The following is a 16,884-nucleotide window of genomic DNA, read 5'->3' as shown; positions in this document are numbered from 1 at the left end:
GCCGGGGCGTCGGGGGTCCGGTTAGCCTGGTCGGCGTGACGACCCCGAACCGCACCAGCTCCGCGTCGACGGACCCCGGCTCCGCGACGGACCGTCGCCGGCGGCTCTCCACGGCCCGCCTGTACCTGTGCACCGACGCCCGGCGCGAACGCGGTGATCTGCTCGACTTCGTCGACGCGGCGCTCGCGGGCGGCGTCGACATCGTGCAGCTGCGCGACAAGAACTCGCCGGGCGAGCGCGAATTCGGGACCCTGGAGGCGGGCGAGGAACTCGAGATCCTCGCGGGCATGCGGACGGTCGCCGACGCGCACGGTGCCCTGCTGGCGGTCAACGACCGCGCCGACATCGCGGCGCTCTCCGGGGCCGATGTCCTGCACGTCGGACAGGGCGACCTGTCGCCGTCGGCGGCCCGCCGGATCGTCGGACCGGACGTCGTCATCGGCGCCTCGACCCACGACCCCGAGCAGGCTGCCGCCGCGATCGCCGACGACGACGTCGACTACTTCTGCGTCGGTCCGTGCTGGACCACCCCCACCAAACCGGGCCGCGCCGCCGCCGGCCTCGACCTCGTGTCCTCCACTGCCGCAACACAATCAGCCAAGCCGTGGTTCGCCATCGGCGGAATCGACGCCGGCCGCGTCGGGGAGGTCACCGCGCTCGGGGCGCGGCGCATCGTCGTCGTGCGGGCCATCACCGCGGCCGATGACCCGGCCGCCGCAGCCACCGACCTCGCCGGGATGCTCTAGCGGTTCCCCTGGCGGAAACACGTTTGCCCGGTCGGTGTCGCGGGTCTATGGTGGACCGATCATGTTGTGCATCACGAGCGTTCTCGTAACCCGCCGCAGCGGGGTCTGAATCTGACCGACCCCCCGCTGCGGGTCGGTTGCGCTCTCCAGTCGGTCATCCGTTCTTCGACCGAAATCGGTTTTCGAGATGCACCCTCTTCATCTACCTCGTCGATCCTGTTCGTGGACCGAGCGCGACGACCGGCACGACGGCGACCAGTTCGCCGCACGTTTCGGCCGCCCGCTTCCCCCTGGGATGCACGAGGAGGCCGCCGGGATGACCTGGCAGGAATTCACCGACGAGTACTCCCGTGGCGGCACGATCCGGCTGGGCTCCTTCTCTGCCGTCCCGTACTCGGGCGACCTGGTCGAGTGCCGCGCGACGCTCGCGATCGCCGACCGCATCATGTCCCGCAGCGCCGTCGCCGCCGGCCCCGTCGGTGCGATGACCTCGATCCTCTACGACGTCGGCGCCCCGGTTCAGATCGTCCGGCTGCACCAGCGGGTCGTCGACGGCATGGTCACGACGTTCCTGCTGTGCGAGCACGACGGCCGGCAGGCCTGGGCCGTCGGTGAGGGCGCGAGCAGCGACGAGGCGAACGTCCACGCGCTGGTCGCCGGGGCGAACCGACTGCTGGAGTCCGACCGCGCCGGGGTGTGACCCCGGGCTCCTCAGGGAACGGGGCCTCAGCTCTGCGGATCGAGCATCGCGATCCGGTCGCGGAGGACGGGCCACGCGACTCCGAACGCGGGGTGCAGTGGGAGTTGATCGACGCGCTTCTCGTCGACCCATCGCAGTTCCGTGGATTCGAAGTTGGCGACCGTGCGGACCGGCGAGTCCGTCTCGGCGATGACCGTCGTGTAGGTCCATCCGCCGGGCGCCTCGAGGGTGACGACCGCTGCGACGACGCGCAGGTCGTCGGCGGTGATCCCGGCTTCCTCCTCGGCCTCGCGGATCGCGGTGTCGATGGCACCCTCGTGCGAGTCGCGGGCCCCGCCGGGCAGCGCCCACGTGCCGCCCTGATGCGACCACGCGGCGCGGTGTTGGAGGAGCACCCCGGTCGATCCGTCCGGCAGCGGCGCCCGCAGCAGCAGACCTGCCGCGCCGTGGATACCCCAGTATCGAGAACCGTCGGGATCGATCACCCAGCCGTCGCCGTCGCCGCGCACCACGCCTCCTCGCATCCCGGTCGCCCCGACCGGGTGCCTCCACCGTAAGTGAGATGCGCAACACCTGCCAGGGAGACCGCGAAGCCCTCTCATCGCGGCTCGGAACCTCGAGGTGCCGTCGGCGAGCACCCGGCACGCGCGAACCGCCGAGGTCGGCGGCGCGGCGCCGGTCGACTCGGGAGGAACCCGGCACGATGACATAGGGTGAAACACGCACGACCCGGTGAACGATGACCCAGATGACACAACCCTGACGTTGATCGCCCGGTCACGCGAATCCGGAACGGGGAACCGGTGACCGTAGGACCGCACCGGAGACGATCCAGCGTTTGAGAAGGGATCAGGTAGGTGACCGGCGACGCGTCCTCCGTGCGGACGGCGCTGACGCGTGGCGGTCGCACGATCCGTCCGGCACAGGCCTCACCCCCGATCCGCCAGGTGCTCGCCGACCGACGCGAACTCGTCGCCACCGCCCGGGAACGCGCCCAGTCCCCGTTCCAGACCCTGCGCCACTTCGCCGTCACGACCCCCGGCAAGCTGATCATCATCTGCGGAATCCTGGCGCTCGGCTGTCTGAGCACCGGCCTGTACGCCTCGACGGTCCTGGAGGACCGCACCCAGACCCTGCAGCGCCTCATCGATCGGACCGAACCGCTCGCCGAGGCCGCGCAGGTTCTCTACAGCTCGCTGTCGATCGCCGATGCGTCGGCGAACGCGGCCTTCATCTCCGGCGGACTGGAGACCCCCGATCTGCGGCAGCGCTACTCCGACGCGCTCGCGACGGCGTCGTCGTCGCTGATCCTGGCCACCGGTACCTCCAGCGAACCCGGTTCCGGCATGGTGTCGGACCGAGCCGAGCAGGCGGTCAGCGCCGATCTCGAGACCCTGTCCACCTCGATCCCGGTCTACAGCGGACTCATCGAGACGGCGCGGACGAACAACCGGCTCGGCAACCCGGTGGGATCGGCGTATCTCGGCCAGGCGTCGTCGATGATGCAGGACCAGATCCTCCCGGCCGCCCAGCGCCTCTACGAACGGCGATCGATGGCCATCGCCGACCCCCAGCAGACCCTCACCCGTCCACCCTGGACCGTGTACGCGCCGCTGCTGTTCCTGCTCGCCGCGCTTGTCCTGACGTCGCGCTACCTGGCGCGGCGGACCCGGCGGCGGTTCAACATCGGCATCGTGGCGGCCATCTTCGCCCTCAGCGTCGGGACCCTGTGGTTGCTCGCCTCCGGTCTGATGTCGGTGGCCGCCACCAGCGACGCCCGCACCGAGGGCGCCGACCCGCTCCGCGACCTGACCGCCGCCCGGATCCTCACCCAGCAGGCGCGGTCGGCCGAGACGCTCTCGCTCATCCGCCGCGGCGATCAGGGCGGTCTCGAGCGCAGCTTCTCCGCGGCGACCAGCGAGATCGGCAACATCGTCGACGACGTCCGCGAGGGCACCGAAGACGGCGACAGCGCGGTCACCGGCGAACAACTGGACACGGTCACGGCGGCGCTGACCGAGTGGCGCCGCACCGACGCCGCGGTCCGCCGCTACATCCAGACCGGCAACTTCGGTCTCGCGCGCCTGCACACCGTCGGCGACGGACCGGACAGTTCGGCGCGCGCCTACACCGCGGTGGACACCGCGCTGGTCGATGCGATCACGACTGCCCGGAACTCCTTCCGGGACGACATCAACACCGCGCAACGGGTCCTCGGGTTCACCGGCACCGGCATCCTGCTGCTCACCGTCTTCGCCGGCGTCGCGGTCGTGGGCGGTCTCATCCCGCGCATCCGGGAGTACCGATGACCGTCCCCTCGCCTCGCCGCCTGCTGACCGTCGTGGTCCTGCTCGCGCTCACCGGCCTCGTCGCCACCGGCTGCGTGCGTTTCCCCGCACCCGACTCACCCCCACCGACGGCGACCGCCGGGCAACCGATGCTGCCCGGCGTCCAGTTCGACGTGCCCGTCGAACCGCCGCCGAGTTCCGAGGCCTGCAACGCGACCCTGACCCTGCGGCCGCCCGCCCAGATGCCGCCGCCTGCTCAGATGCCGATCAATTCGACGATGGCCGGCATCCTCGAGCGGGGCCGGCTCATCGTGGGGCTCGACATCGGGTCCAACCTGTTCAGCTTCCGCGATCCGATCACCGGCGACATCCAGGGCTTCGACGTCGACATCGCGCACGAGATCGCCGGCGCCATCTTCGGCGACGACCGCCGCGTCGAGTTCCAGGTGCTGAGCTCGGCGCAGCGGATCGACGCCCTGCGGGACATGACGGTCGATCTGGTGATCAAGACGATGAGCATCACCTGCGACCGGTTGCGCGACATCAGTTTCTCGGCTCCTTATTACGTCGCGTCCCAGCGCATCCTGTCGTTCCGGAACTCGAACGTGACCGGTCCGGCGCAGCTCGCCCACAAGCGGGTCTGCGCCGCGCGCGGGACCACCTCGATCGGTCGTATCCAGGCCATCCAGCCCCGAGCCAAGATCGTCAGCACGACGACCTGGGCCGATTGTCTGGTCCTGATGCAGCAGGGTCAGATCGACGCGGCGACCACCGACGACGCGATCCTCGCCGGTCTCGCCGCGCAGGATCCGTGGTTGCGGGTCGTCGGCCCCAGCCTCGGCGAGGAGTTCTACGGCGTCGGGATTCCCAAGGGCCAGGACGACATGATCCGGTTCGTCAACGGCGTGCTCGAGCGCATCCGGGTGACCGGCCGCTGGCAGGAGATCCGGGACCGGTGGCTGTCCATCCTCGACAGTGGGTACGGCGCTCCCCAGCCGTACTACCGGGACTGATCCCCATGGACGACGCGGCCCGAAACGATCACGACACAGACGACGTCACCCACGGCGAACGGGGCGACGACCTCGGCACCCAGCGGGTCTCGCTCGACGCCCTGCTCGGCGACGACGACACCGGCCTCGACGGTCCCGGCCCGGGCGGTGGCCGTCCCGGTGGTGAGGACGCGGAGACGACCGCGAAGGTGGTCGACGTCGGCACCCAGCGGGCCGACCTGGCGGCGCTGACCGAGGGCCCCGACGACATGGACGACACCACCGACCCCCGGCCCGGCCGACGCACCGACCCGGATGTCGGAACCCAGGCCGTCGCACCGGTGTTCACCGTGGGGGTCGACCCCGACGACCGGACCGACCGCGTCGAACGGCAACCTCCGGCCGTGCCCCTTCCGGAACCCGACTCGGGTCCGCTCGGTCGGCGTCTGGTTCCGCGGCGTCGGCCGCCGGTGCACGAGCGACGGCTCGGCAGCGGCCTTGTCGAGATGCCGAAGATCACCGACATCGAGCCCGAGGACGCCGTCATCGACGACCCGGTGATCGCCGACAGCAAGCGGTTCTGCTGGCGCTGCGGCAAACCTGTCGGTCGAGCCGAGGGCGAGGGCGCCGGTCCCCCGACCGGCGACTGCGGCAACTGCGGCGCCCGGTACTCCTTCGTCCCGGGACTGGCTCCCGGAACATTGGTCGCCGACCAGTACGAGATCGCCGGCGCCATCGCCCACGGCGGCCTCGGCTGGATCTACCTGGCCATCGACCGCAATGTGAGCGACCGGCCCGTCGTCCTCAAAGGCCTGCTGAATTCCTCGGATTCGGAGGCGCAGCGCGTCGCGGTCGCGGAACGGCAGTTCCTGGCCTCGGTCAACCATCCCGGGATCGTCAAGATCTACAATTTCGTCGAGCACGTCGACGACGATGACCGCTTCGGTTACATCGTGATGGAGTACATCGGCGGCCAGACGCTCAAACAGATCACCGCGGGCGATCCGGACAACTCCCTGCTGTCGGTGGAGCAGGGCCTGGCCTACATCCTGGAAGTGCTTCTCGCCGTGGGCTATCTGCACTCGGTCGGCCTGGTCTACAACGACGTGAAACCCGAGAACATCATGGTCGGCAGCGACGAGGTGAAGCTGATCGATCTCGGCGCCGTCTCGCCGATCAACGGCTACGGGCACCTGTACGGCACGCCCGGGTTCCAGGCACCGGAGATCGTCAAGACCGGACCGCAGATCGCGACCGACATCTACAGCATCGGACGCACCCTCGCAGTCCTGACCGTGCCGATGGAGATGCGGAACGGACGCTACGTCGACGGTCTGCCGGCCGCGTCGAAAACGCCTGTCTTCCGCAACAATCCGTCGTACTACCGCCTCCTGCAACGCGCCACCGCCCCCGACCCGGCCGATCGGTTCGTCTCCGCGGAGGAGATGAGCACCCAGGTGCTGAATGTGTTGCGCGAGACGGTCGCCGTGCACACGGGGGTCCCGCGGCCCGCGCTGTCCACGGTCTTCACCCCGCAGCGCTCGACGTTCGGCACCGACCTGATGCTCGCGCCGGTCGACGGCTTCTTCGACCCCGATCAGGCGGCGTTCTACGACCCGGTGGACATCGCCAACGCTCTGCCCGTCCCGCTGGTCAACCCCCTCGACCCGGCGGCGAGTCTGCTCACCTCGGCGGCGCTGTCCGACCCTCGACAGACCCTGGATTCCATCAACACCGCCCGGGCAGAGGGTTTCGCCTCGCTCTTCGGCGGCCGGCCGGTCAAGAACGCTCACCCGTCGCGGGAGATCGACCTCGCCGAGGCCCGCGCGCATCTGCAGCTCGACGACGTCGACACCGCGCTCGCCCTTCTCCAGGAAGTCCGCGCCCACCACGGTGATTCGTGGCGGGTCGAGTGGTACATGGGCATCTGCGCGTTGATGAACGACGAACCCGAACTGGCCTACGAGCGCTTCGACGAGGTCCTCGGTGCGATGCCGGGCGAGGTCGCGCCCAAGCTCGCCGTCGCCGGTACCGCCGAACTCATCGGCCGCTGGCTGGCCGACGAGAAGGGTCCGGCGAAGTCTGCCGAGAAGATCGCCAAACTGTATGACGTTGCGCAACATCACTATCACGATCTGTGGCTGACCGATCACAGCATCGTGACCGCCGCGTTCGGTCTGGCCCGGCTCGCCGTGGCGGCCGGTGACATCGATGCCGCGATCCAGCCGCTCGACGAGGTGCCGGCCACCAGCCGCCACTTCAACACCGCGCGCGCGACGGCGATCATCGCGCTCGTGCACGGCCGACCCACCTCGCAGGTGACCCGCGAGCAGATCGTCGAGGCCGCACGACGTCTCGAGCAGATCCCGGACACCGAACCGCGCAAGGCCCGGATGCTGCTCATCGTGCTGGGCACCGCGCTGGGCTGGATCCACGACAATCCCGACGACGCCAAGCAGGACAACGAACCCTCGACGCTGCTCGGCTTCCCGTTCACCGAGTACGGCATTCGCACCGGCACCGAACGTTCGCTGCGCCAACTGGCCCGCCTGACCCGCACCAACCGGGACCACCGGTTCATGCTCGTCGACCTCGCCAACTACGTCCGGCCGAATACGTTGTTCTAGGGCTATCCGAAGAACGTCCCTGTTGCGTTGCGCACGAGCGGGTCTTCGCCGAGGAGCTCCGCGAGGTGGGCCTCGACCGGTGATGGACGGGTGCTGCGACGCACGCGCAGTGGCGGTCGGACGTCGATGACGTGGCTGGTTTTCAGCCATGAGCGGCGCGCTTGATCGCCGGGCCCCCTGCTCCCTGCGGAGCTTGCGGAAGGCGCGTCAGCCCGGTTTCCTGAGGAGCGCCCGGAGCTTGCGGAGGGCGCGTCACGAAGGGTCGGGCGCGTCTGACCGCCGGGCCGGGTTGGTGGTCCGTGGATCTCGTCGCGCACGGTGTTCAGGTGTTCAGCGAACCGCCGCGGTATGTCGGGTCGGCGGTTCAGGCGACCGGGATTGGGTGGGGCGCCGGGTTCGGCGTTCAATCGCCAGACGCAGCGGCCTTCATCAGGTCCAGAGCGCTCGATGTGGGTGGTGTACTGGCCGGGATTGTCGCCGACCATCCGGTTGTGGCGCGGGCAGGCGGGTGCGAGGTCGTCGATGTCGGTGAGACCGCCCTTGGCCCAATCTTTGTGGGCGTGATGAAGCTCGATGTGGGTGGCGGGCTGATCGCAGCCGGGCGCCGAACACACTTCCCCGTCGGGACGGGCGAAGGAGACGAGGCGCTGTTCGCGGGTGGCCAGACGTCTGCCCCGCCCGAAGTGCAGCGGCACAGCGGTGGCGTCTTTGAAGATCGCCAACCACGGCTGGACGTCACCGGCCATCGCGATCAAGTCCCGGATGGGAAGTAGGGTGCCGGTGGCGGTGGTCGCGAGTCCGGCTTCGCGGACGAGGTCGGAGAGGTCGGCTTTGACGATCAGCTGGACGGGCAGGCCGCGATGCGAGGTGCCGAGTGCGCCGTCGGCGAAACCGGCGGCCAGTGCGGCGTCGAGCGCGTCGTGATTGGACTGGGCGGGGGTGCGTCCGTCGCGATCGGCGGCGGCGGTGAGGGCGTCGGGGTCGGCGGTGCCGGCCGGGCCTTGGGGCGACTGGGGGTCGTCGGGGTTGTTGAGCCCGGGTTTGCCCCAGACAGCGAACATCATGGTGAGCCGGGCGGCGAGTGCGGGAGTGAGGGTGCCCGAGATCTTGGCGGTGCCATCGGCGCGTTGCCGACCGATCCACAGGCCGCGGCGTCGTTTCTGGTCGGTGTCGTCGGCCAGGGTGCCGTCGGGATCGAGGTGGGCAAGCAACCGCGAGCCGAGCTGGGCGATCTCGGCAGGGGTGTGGGCTTCGGCGATCTCGGCCATCTGCCGCTCGGCGGCGACTTTCACGTCGTGTTCGACAGCATGCGGAATCTGGTCGAGGACATCGATGACGGCCTGGACGTGCCCGGTTCCCACGGATCCGGTGGCGAAAGCTTTTGCCAGCGTCGGGCGTTCGGGTTCGAGACGGTCGCCGTTGAGGCAAGTCAGCGCGGCGGTGGCGTTCAGCTGCTTGCGTCGACGCATCGGGTTGGAGATCCGCAGCCGGTGGGTCATGAACTGCATCAGAGTGCGGCAGCCGGTCTTGCGGGGCAGATCCCGAGCCTCGATTTCGGCGACTTGCCGGTCGCCGGCGTAAGTGGTTCGCGCGATCGCGCGTTCGGTAGCGGCGGCGACTTCAATCAGTTCTTCGTCGGTGCACGGGGACAAGTCGACGGTCTGCAGTTTGTCGAGGGTCGCGTGCAGCTCGGCCACCAACTCGACGGCGCGCGGTTGCGGCGTTATTGATTCGTCAGACATTGTCACCCCCCGGAGACGTTTGCACGAATACATGATCGAGTGTAACGGCTATGCCGCTGGGGTGCAATGGTTTTCGTTGACCATCCGCAGAGCTCATCTTGTCGGTGGCGCGTGATAAGGGCAACCGCAACTCGAACTATGCTGCGTCTTGTCACTTATCCGGTTGCCTCCCAACGCAGCCATCCTGCCTAACAATCCGCGGTGCCGACCCTTCTTCGGAGCCGGAATGTCGACCTCCGAGTACGCGGTCGGGACGATGCCAACGCGCCAACAGGCTGGGCCCCACCTACCGGCCGGCACAACAGCCACCACCCACTCCAAACCGGTGCGTCCTTCGTGAGCTCGCTCAGCGGCCCGCGCCGTCAGCACAACCTTCAGCGGGACGCACGGACCTCAAACCCGACCACCGCCGCCGACTGCCGTGCGATGGCCAACTCCTCATTGGTCGGAACGACGAGCACGTCCACCGCGCTGTCGTCGGCCGAGATGCGTCGAGCCTCCTTGCCACGCTGAGCGTTTCGCTCGTCATCGACGATGATCCCGAACCCTTCCAACCCCGCCAGCGCACGGGCGCGGACGACTGCGGAGTTCTCCCCCACCCCGGCCGTGAAAGTGATGGCATCGACGTGGCCGAGGGCGAACGCGTACGCACCGAGGTAGCGGCGCAGACGGTGGATGTAGACGTCAAAGGCGCGTCGGGCGGCGTCGTCACCGTTGTCCATCAATTCGGTGATCGCGCGGAAGTCGTTCTCGCCGCACAGACCTCGAAGTCCCGAACGCTTGTTGAGCAGCGTGTCGATCTCGTCGACGGACAGGTTCGCCACCCGGTTCAGATGCAGGACCAGCCCGGGGTCGAGGTCACCGCTGCGGGTTCCCATCACCAGTCCCTCGAGCGGGGTCATACCCATCGACGTGTCGATCGGCTGCCCGCCCGCGATGGCCGACGCCGACGCGCCGTTGCCCAGGTGCAGCACGATCTGGTTCAGCGACGCCGGGTCGCGGTCGAGGAACTCGGCCACCCGGCCGGAGACGTATTCGTGGCTGGTGCCGTGAAAACCGTAGCGGCGGATGGCATGTTCGTCGGCGACCGCACGGTCGATCGCGTATGTCGCCGACGCGTCGGGGAGCCCATGGAAGAACGCGGTGTCGAACACGGCTACCGAGGGGACGTCGGGGAGCAACTCCCGAGCCGCCAGGATGCCGACCAGGTTGGCCGGATTGTGCAGCGGCGCCAGCGGGGAGATCCGCTCGATCTCCGAGATCACCTCGGGGGTCACCACCGTCGGCTCGTAGAACGACCGGCCACCGTGCACCACCCGATGCCCGACCGCACTCAGTCCCGCGTCGGCCAGATCGGTTCCGTTGTCGGCGAAGAAGCGCTCCGCCCGTCGGACCGCGGCGAGGTGATCGTCGAGTTCCAGTGTCTCGGTGACGGTCTCACCGTTCTGCTCGTGCGTCATCGACGAACCGGAGTCGCCGATCCGCTCCGCGATGCCCTCCGCGATCACCATGCCGTCCGCCGGTTGCACAAGTTGATATTTCAGCGACGACGAGCCGGCGTTGAGCACCAGCACCGCACCCGACGCCCCGCTCATCGGGGACCCTCGGCCTCGGCGGAGGCGGCGTTCTCGGCGAGTGGGTCCACGCCCTCCTGCTGGGCCTGGATCGCGGTGATGGCGACCGTGTTCACGATGTCCGAGACGAGGGCGCCGCGGCTCAGGTCGTTGATCGGCTTGTTCAAGCCCTGCAGCACCGGGCCGATCGCGACCGCCCCCGCGCTCCGCTGCACCGCCTTGTACGTGTTGTTGCCCGTGTTGAGGTCGGGAAAGATCAGCACGGTCGCACGGCCGGCCACCGGCGAGTCGGGCATCTTGGTCTTCGCCACCGAGGGTTCCACCGCGGCGTCGTACTGGATCGGCCCCTCGACCAGCAGATCGGGTTGCCGCTCGCGCACGAGTTCGGTTGCGGTCTTGACCTTCTCGACGTCGGCGCCCGATCCGGACGTCCCGGTCGAGTACGACAGCATCGCGACCCGGGGATCGATACCGAAGGCCGCGGACGTCTGCGCCGAGGAGATGGCAATGTCGGCGAGCTGTTCGTCGGACGGATCCGGGACGATGGCGCAGTCGCCGTACGCGAGCACCTTGTCGGCCAGGCACATGAAGAACACGCTCGACACGGTGGACACACCCGGTTTGGTCTTGATGATCTCGAAGGCCGGCCGGATCGTGTGGGCCGTGGTGTGCGACGCCCCCGACACCATCCCGTCGGCGCGCCCGGTGTGCACCATCATCGTGCCGAAATACGACACGTCACGCATCTTCTCCTGGGCCCGTTCCAGATCCATACCCTTGTGCTTGCGCAGCTCGGTGTAGATCCGGGCGAACTCGTCGAGATACTCCGACTCGGCCGGGTCGATGACCGTGACGTCGGAGAGGTCGAGTCCGAGTTCGATGGAACGCTCGCGCACCGCTTCGGGATCACCGAGCAGAGTGAGGTCGGCAACGCTGCGCCGCGCAAGCCTGTTGGCGGCCCGCAGGATCCGGTCATCGTCGCCCTCCGGTAACACGATGTGCTTTCGGTCGGCGCGCGCACGGGAGATCAGGCGGTACTCGAACATCTGCGGCGTCACCACGGTCGGCGTCGACACGTTGAGGTTGCGCATGACCTTCTCGGGGTCGACATGGGTCTCCATCATCGCCAGTGCGGCCTCGATCTTGTGTACCGAGCCCACCCCCACCTTGCCGCGCGTGTGAGCGGCGGTACGCGCGGTGTCGTAGGTGCCCTGCGGGCAGCTGATGATCGGCAGGGTCGGCTTCAACCCGCTCACCAGCGCCTCGATCATCGGGTGCGGTTTGAGTCCGCCGTTGAGGATGATGCCGGCGAGACGCGGGAAACCCTGTGCGGTGTTGGCGTTCACGAGTGCCAGGAGAACATCCGACCGGTCGGCGGGCGTGATGACCACGGTGCCGTCGGTGAGCCGCTCCAGGATGTGCTCGACGGTCATGCCACCGACCATCACCCGGAGCGCCTCGCGGTCGAGCAATTCCTCGTCACCGCTGTACATCGTCGCGCCGAGCGCCTCCTTGAGCTCCCCCATCGTGGGGGCGAAGAGCACCGGCTCCTCGGGTAGGCACAGCGCCGGAATCCCGGTGCTGCGCAACTGGTCCCGGATCTCGTCGAGGCGGTCGGGGTCGCACCGGTTGGCAACCAGGGCGACGGGGGTGGCATGGGCAGCGGTCACCTCGGCGATCAGCCCCTCGGCCAGACCGTGCATCTCTTCCGGCGACCGGTCGATCGCCTTGATCGCCAACACCATCGGCGCCGACAGATTCGCGGCGATCCGGGCGTTGTAGCTCAGCTCCGACGGGGTGCCGACGTCGGTGTAATCCGAACCGACGATGACCACGCGGTCGCAGCGGGACTGGATGGCGTGGAAGCGCGCGACGATCTCGGCGACCGCACCTTCGGGATCGTTGTGCACCTCCTCGTAGGTGACACCGAGACAGTCCTCGTACGGGAGGTCGGCGGATTCGTAGTCGAGGAGGAGATCGAGGATCGGATCACGATCCTCCGCGGCCGTCCGCGAGATCGGACGGAACACCCCGACCCGCCCGCCGGTCGCCGACAGCAGGGCCAGCAACCCCAGCGCGACGATGGACTTACCGGTCTCGCCTTCGGCCGAGGCGATGTAGATGCTGGTCGTGGGGTCGGCGACGATCTGATCCGCGCTCGCGGGTCCGTCGGCGTCGGCGGTCTGGACTCTATCCGTGGCCATGCGCCCCAGCATAGTGGCGGACGGACCGGGCAACCCCGGTCCCGGAGTCGGGCGTCAGAGGAGAATACCCGGATTGCACACACCGTCGGGATCGAGCGACGCCTTGACCGACCGCAACGCGTCCAGGGCCAGGGGCCCGATCTCGTCGTGGTACGCGTCACGGTGATCCCGCCCGACCGCGTGATGATGGGTGATGCTGGCACCGGACGCCCGGATCGCGGAATTGGCCGCGACTTTCGCCGCCCCCCACTGCGCCAGCGGGTCGTCGGCGAACGGTGCGACGACCGTGAAGTACAGCGAGGCACCCGACGCGTAGACGTGACTCACGTGGCACATGATCAGCGGCGGCGTACCCGAGGCAGTGAGCGAGTCCGTCAGCGCGGCCGTCACCGCGGCGCGCACGTCGTGCAGCCGCGACCAGAACGCGACGGTCTCGAGCGTCTCGACCAACACCCCGGCATCGAGCAACGGGTCGCGAAGGTACGGTCCCGCGAAACGTCCTGTCCGCCAGGCCTCTCCGGGACCCTCCCCCAGCGCCCCGCCACCGGCGTCGATCAACACCGACGATGCCGCATCGCGTCGCCGCGCCACCTCGTCGGCCGCACCCTCGTACCCGGCGACGACCAGACACCCGCCGCCATCGCCATCGCCATCGCCATCACCATCGCCCTCACCGCTCCCGGCGCCGGCGTCATCCGGCCCGCTCGCTTCGCTCCCGGCGCCGGCGGGATCAGCGAGATTCAACGCCGTCTCCACCTCGTCGGACAGCCGGAGCACCGTCGGCAGCGGACCGTCCTGGGCCAGCCGACGGAGAGCGGTCGCGCCCTCGGCGAACGAGGCGAACCGCCAGGCGTCGAAGACGCGGGCCGTCGGGGCCGGGCGGATACGGATCTGCACGCTCGTGATGACCCCGAACACGCCCTCCGACCCGAGGACCAGCTGACGCAGGTCGGGTCCGGCCGCCGACCGCGGCGCGGTACCGAGTTCGACGGTTCCGCGCGGAGTCGCCAACACGAGGCCCTCGACCATCTCGTCGAAGCGCCCGTATCCGGCCGACGACTGGCCGGCCGAGCGAGTGGCGGCATAGCCACCGATCCCGGCGCCCTCATAGGACTGCGGAAAATGACCGATGGTCCAACCCTTCTCGCGCAGGAGCGCCTCGGCCGCGGGTCCGCGCAGACCGGCCTGCAGGGTCGCCGTCCGGGAGATCTCGTCGATCTCCACCACGCGGTCGAGGCGGCGAAGGTCGAGACTGATCACGCCGGCGAGTCCGGCGCGGTCCGGCGTCAACCCACCCACCACGGATGTCCCGCCGGTGAACGGCACCACCGCGATCCGTCGCTCCGAACACACCCGCAGGATCGCGACCACTTCGTCGTGGTCGCCCGGGTACACGACGAGGTCGGGCGCGTCGTCGGCGTCACCCGCGCGCAACCGCAGGATGTCCGGGGTGGAGTACCCGCGCGTGTGCTGCACCCGTGCCGCGTCCGCGTCGGAGACGTGGTCGGCGCCGACGACCGCCGAAATATCCTCGCGGACAGCAACATCGACCGTCGACCGAGCCGGCGAGATGGTGTCCGGGTCGACGCCGGCGGCGGCTTCCCGGTCCCCGGCCAGAGCTGCTGCGGCGCCGGGCAGCTCGGCGGTGCGCGCCGGGTCTCCCCACCGCGGGCGGAGCATCCCCACGACGGGGATCGCGGTTTCGTCGGACATGTGCTCACCGGTCATCGGACCGGGCCCGGCCGGTTGCCGCCCGTCGGCGCGCCACCGCTCTCGGTGTCGTCTCGGACGATCGCCCGCACGACCAGTTCGGCGATCTGCTCGTCACTCAGGAAGCTGTCGGGGATGAGCATGAGGGAGTAGATGGTGCGCACGAGGAACTCCGCGGCCCCCCGCGGGGTGGGGAACAGCTGGTCCCCGATCTCGGGTTCCAGATCGGGCAGGGCCTCCGACACGATCTGATGGATGAGCGTGGGCCCGGCCGAATCGTTGGTGGCGACGAGCGCGCGGACCACTTCCTCCGGCTCCTTGCGCAGCACGTACTGCAACGCGTCGTGGTTGCGGATGTAGGGCAGCACGTTCACCACCTGCGCGTGGATCTTGCCCGCGGCGTCGGGCGCGGTCGCCGACCACTCGATCAACTTGACCCGCAGCAGCGACACCTCGCGTTCCACGATGGCCGTGACCAGCGCTTCGCGGCCGCCGAACATCCGGTAGGCGGTCGCCCGCGCCACCCCGGCGTGCCGGGCCACCGACGTCAGACTCAGCGTCTTGGCCCCGAACCGGGACACCAGCCCGACTCCGACATCCACCATGCGGTCACGATCCATGCGAAAACCGTAGCGAATCAGGATGCGGCGGGAACCGTCGTGGTGGTCGTCGTGGTCACGGCGCGCTCCGGTGCGGCGTCCTCGGTGGTCGGAGGTGTCGTGGTGATCCCGGCGGAATCATCCGGTTCGGATGACGTCGAGGGCGCCGACGGGACAGGCGCCGGTGACGTACGGCGGACCGAAGGCGTCGTCCGCGCCGGCTCCGGCGTCTCGGCGCGCGCGGTGATCGTGGTCTGCCGGTCCACGCGGTCGGCGCCCGCACCGCCGCCGAGGCAATGGACGACGAAGGTCCTCGGCACATTCGGATACACCGACGCCGTGAGGGCCCCACGCGACCCCGGCCCCATCGTGGTGGCGGCGGTGGGGTGGACCGCGCCGCTCGGTGTGAGGGTGCATTCCACCGCCGGATTGCGCGTCGCATTGTTGTAGAGACCGATCTGCAACCGGGTCCCGTCGACGCGGTACGAACACCCGGGGATCGGTCCGGAACCGGTGAGCGGTCCGCAGTTCACACTGGGCGACGCCGCGGGCGACTCCGAGTCGACAGCCAGAAGCGTTGTCGCCGTGGCGAAAGTCAGCGATCCGCCGATGGCGAGGCCGGCGACGAACTTGCGCATGGCGATGTCTCCTCGGTTGCGGTCGTGCCGGAAACGCGTCGTATATCGGAGGGCGTCATCGTCGGCGACGACACGTCCAGGCTACGCGCCGACCGGCCCGTACGCGGCCTCATCGGCAGCAACCGCCGGGCGATGGCGACCCCACCGAGACAGAGGAGTCCCCCGACGATGCCGACGCCGGTGGGCAACTCGTCGAGCAGCGCCCACGACAGGACGATGACGATCGCGGGGACCACGAGGGTGGTGGCCGCCATCGCACTCGCGTCGGTGCGGGCCAGCGCATAGGCCCACGTGGAGAACGCGATCGCGGTCGGCCCGACCCCGAGGTAGATCACCGCCCAGATCGCCCCCGACTCGGCGCCGGACAGCTCGGTGACGGCGACGGGGGCGAAGGGCGCGGTGGCCACGAGACCGGCGACCGCACCGAGCCAGGTCGCGGTCAGCGCGTCGACGCTGCGTAGGGCCGATTTTTGGATCAGCACACCGGTCGCGTAGAGAACCGCCGCGGCGACCCCGAGCACGATGCCGAGCCAGTCGGCGTGCGCGTCCGCGGTGGCGGACCCGCCGGCGGCGATCAGCACCACACCGGCGAAGGCGATCGTCATACCGATCACGAGGTGACGCGGGAACCCTTCTCCGAGAAAGAGTCCCGCGGCGACGGCCACGAGGATCGGTGCCAGGTTCACCAGCAGCGCCGCGGTCCCGGCGTCGAGGTGACGTTCGGCCCAGTTCAACAGGACGGTGTAACCCGCGAACCAGGCGACCCCGTACGCCGTCACCTGTGCGAGCGCACGGCCGCGCGGTAGCAGCGGACGGGCCGGCGCCCCGGTTGTCCGTGCGCGCAGACGTACCACCATCACGATGAGCGTCAGCGGGATCACCGCCGCCAGCAACCGCAGGAACGCCATGGAACCCGGCGAGAACGTGTCACCGAGCGCGCGGATGCCGATGAACGCCGACGCCCACAGCACGACGGTGACGACGGCGGCCAGAGCCGGCAGGGCGGTGGCGGACCCAGCCGATGCCGGTGTCGGGCGCGAGGACATGTGTTCCAGATTCACTCA

General features: G+C 69.3%; 13 protein-coding genes. 5 read left to right on the top strand and 8 right to left on the bottom strand.

The genetic code is table 11. The features are described 5' to 3' along the window. Window positions 1-35 precede the first annotated feature (35 nt). Both thiE and Q9R39_RS11230 read left to right on the top strand, forming a co-directional pair. Entirely contained in the window at window positions 36-746 is a 711-nt protein-coding gene (thiE, locus tag Q9R39_RS11235; protein WP_311277507.1) for a thiamine phosphate synthase, read from the top strand. Between the two features lie 316 nt (window positions 747-1,062). Beyond that, window positions 1,063-1,446, top strand: coding sequence for a hypothetical protein (locus Q9R39_RS11230; protein WP_269552691.1), 384 nt, complete (start codon window positions 1,063-1,065; stop codon window positions 1,444-1,446). Between the two features lie 26 nt (window positions 1,447-1,472). Here Q9R39_RS11230 and Q9R39_RS11225 read toward each other — a convergent pair whose 3' ends face one another. After that, window positions 1,473-1,955 carry an NUDIX hydrolase gene (locus Q9R39_RS11225; protein WP_311277506.1) on the bottom strand — a complete coding sequence of 161 codons (483 nt, stop codon included), beginning with the start codon at window positions 1,953-1,955 and terminating at the stop codon, window positions 1,473-1,475. A gap of 348 nt (window positions 1,956-2,303) precedes the next feature. On the opposite strand from Q9R39_RS11225, the gene Q9R39_RS11220 reads away from it, so the two are divergent. From Q9R39_RS11220 to Q9R39_RS11210, 3 genes are read left to right on the top strand one after another with little or no spacing between them, the layout of a single operon-like run. Next, window positions 2,304-3,755: a hypothetical protein gene (locus tag Q9R39_RS11220; protein ID WP_058249606.1), complete on the top strand. Its 1,452-nt coding sequence runs from the start codon at window positions 2,304-2,306 to the stop codon at window positions 3,753-3,755. Next, complete coding sequence (locus Q9R39_RS11215) at window positions 3,752-4,747, top strand: glutamate ABC transporter substrate-binding protein (RefSeq protein ID WP_165629477.1); 996 nt, start codon at window positions 3,752-3,754, stop codon at window positions 4,745-4,747. The genes Q9R39_RS11220 and Q9R39_RS11215 overlap by 4 nt, the downstream gene beginning before the upstream one ends. A gap of 5 nt (window positions 4,748-4,752) precedes the next feature. Continuing rightward, complete coding sequence (locus Q9R39_RS11210; RefSeq protein ID WP_078113227.1) at window positions 4,753-7,353, top strand: serine/threonine-protein kinase; 2,601 nt, start codon at window positions 4,753-4,755, stop codon at window positions 7,351-7,353. Window positions 7,354-7,355: 2 nt separating this feature from the next. On the opposite strand, the gene Q9R39_RS11205 is transcribed toward Q9R39_RS11210, so the two are convergent. The 7 genes from Q9R39_RS11205 to Q9R39_RS11175 all read right to left on the bottom strand — a co-directional run bounded on the left by Q9R39_RS11205 (window position 7,356) and on the right by Q9R39_RS11175 (window position 16,866). Continuing rightward, window positions 7,356-9,095, bottom strand: coding sequence for a DUF222 domain-containing protein (locus Q9R39_RS11205; RefSeq protein WP_311277505.1), 1,740 nt, complete (start codon window positions 9,093-9,095; stop codon window positions 7,356-7,358). A 374-nt stretch (window positions 9,096-9,469) separates the two neighbouring features. Then, window positions 9,470-10,690: an acetate kinase gene (locus Q9R39_RS11200; protein WP_311277504.1), complete on the bottom strand. Its 1,221-nt coding sequence runs from the start codon at window positions 10,688-10,690 to the stop codon at window positions 9,470-9,472. After that, on the bottom strand, window positions 10,687-12,885 hold the full coding sequence (pta, locus tag Q9R39_RS11195; protein ID WP_247450420.1) for a phosphate acetyltransferase: 2,199 nt from the start codon (window positions 12,883-12,885) through the stop codon (window positions 10,687-10,689). Before pta ends, Q9R39_RS11200 begins: the two co-directional genes overlap by 4 nt. 42 nt (window positions 12,886-12,927) lie before the next feature. After that, window positions 12,928-14,586, bottom strand: a complete 1,659-nt coding sequence (locus tag Q9R39_RS11190; protein WP_277243507.1) for an FAD-binding oxidoreductase — start codon at window positions 14,584-14,586, stop codon at window positions 12,928-12,930. A gap of 11 nt (window positions 14,587-14,597) precedes the next feature. Then, window positions 14,598-15,203 carry a TetR/AcrR family transcriptional regulator gene (locus tag Q9R39_RS11185; protein WP_065630369.1) on the bottom strand — a complete coding sequence of 202 codons (606 nt, stop codon included), beginning with the start codon at window positions 15,201-15,203 and terminating at the stop codon, window positions 14,598-14,600. Between the two features lie 17 nt (window positions 15,204-15,220). Then, on the bottom strand, window positions 15,221-15,820 hold the full coding sequence (locus tag Q9R39_RS11180; RefSeq protein WP_211539490.1) for a hypothetical protein: 600 nt from the start codon (window positions 15,818-15,820) through the stop codon (window positions 15,221-15,223). Then, window positions 15,778-16,866, bottom strand: a complete 1,089-nt coding sequence (locus Q9R39_RS11175) for a DMT family transporter (RefSeq protein ID WP_311277503.1) — start codon at window positions 16,864-16,866, stop codon at window positions 15,778-15,780. Before Q9R39_RS11175 ends, Q9R39_RS11180 begins: the two co-directional genes overlap by 43 nt. Window positions 16,867-16,884: the final 18 nt, after the last annotated feature.

The sequence above is a fragment of the Gordonia sp. AC31 genome (assembly GCF_031844505.1).
Taxonomy (GTDB): domain Bacteria; phylum Actinomycetota; class Actinomycetes; order Mycobacteriales; family Mycobacteriaceae; genus Gordonia; species Gordonia hongkongensis.
The sequence above is the reverse complement of the archived record's forward strand: the minus strand, read 5'-3'. Positions and strand labels throughout refer to the sequence as shown.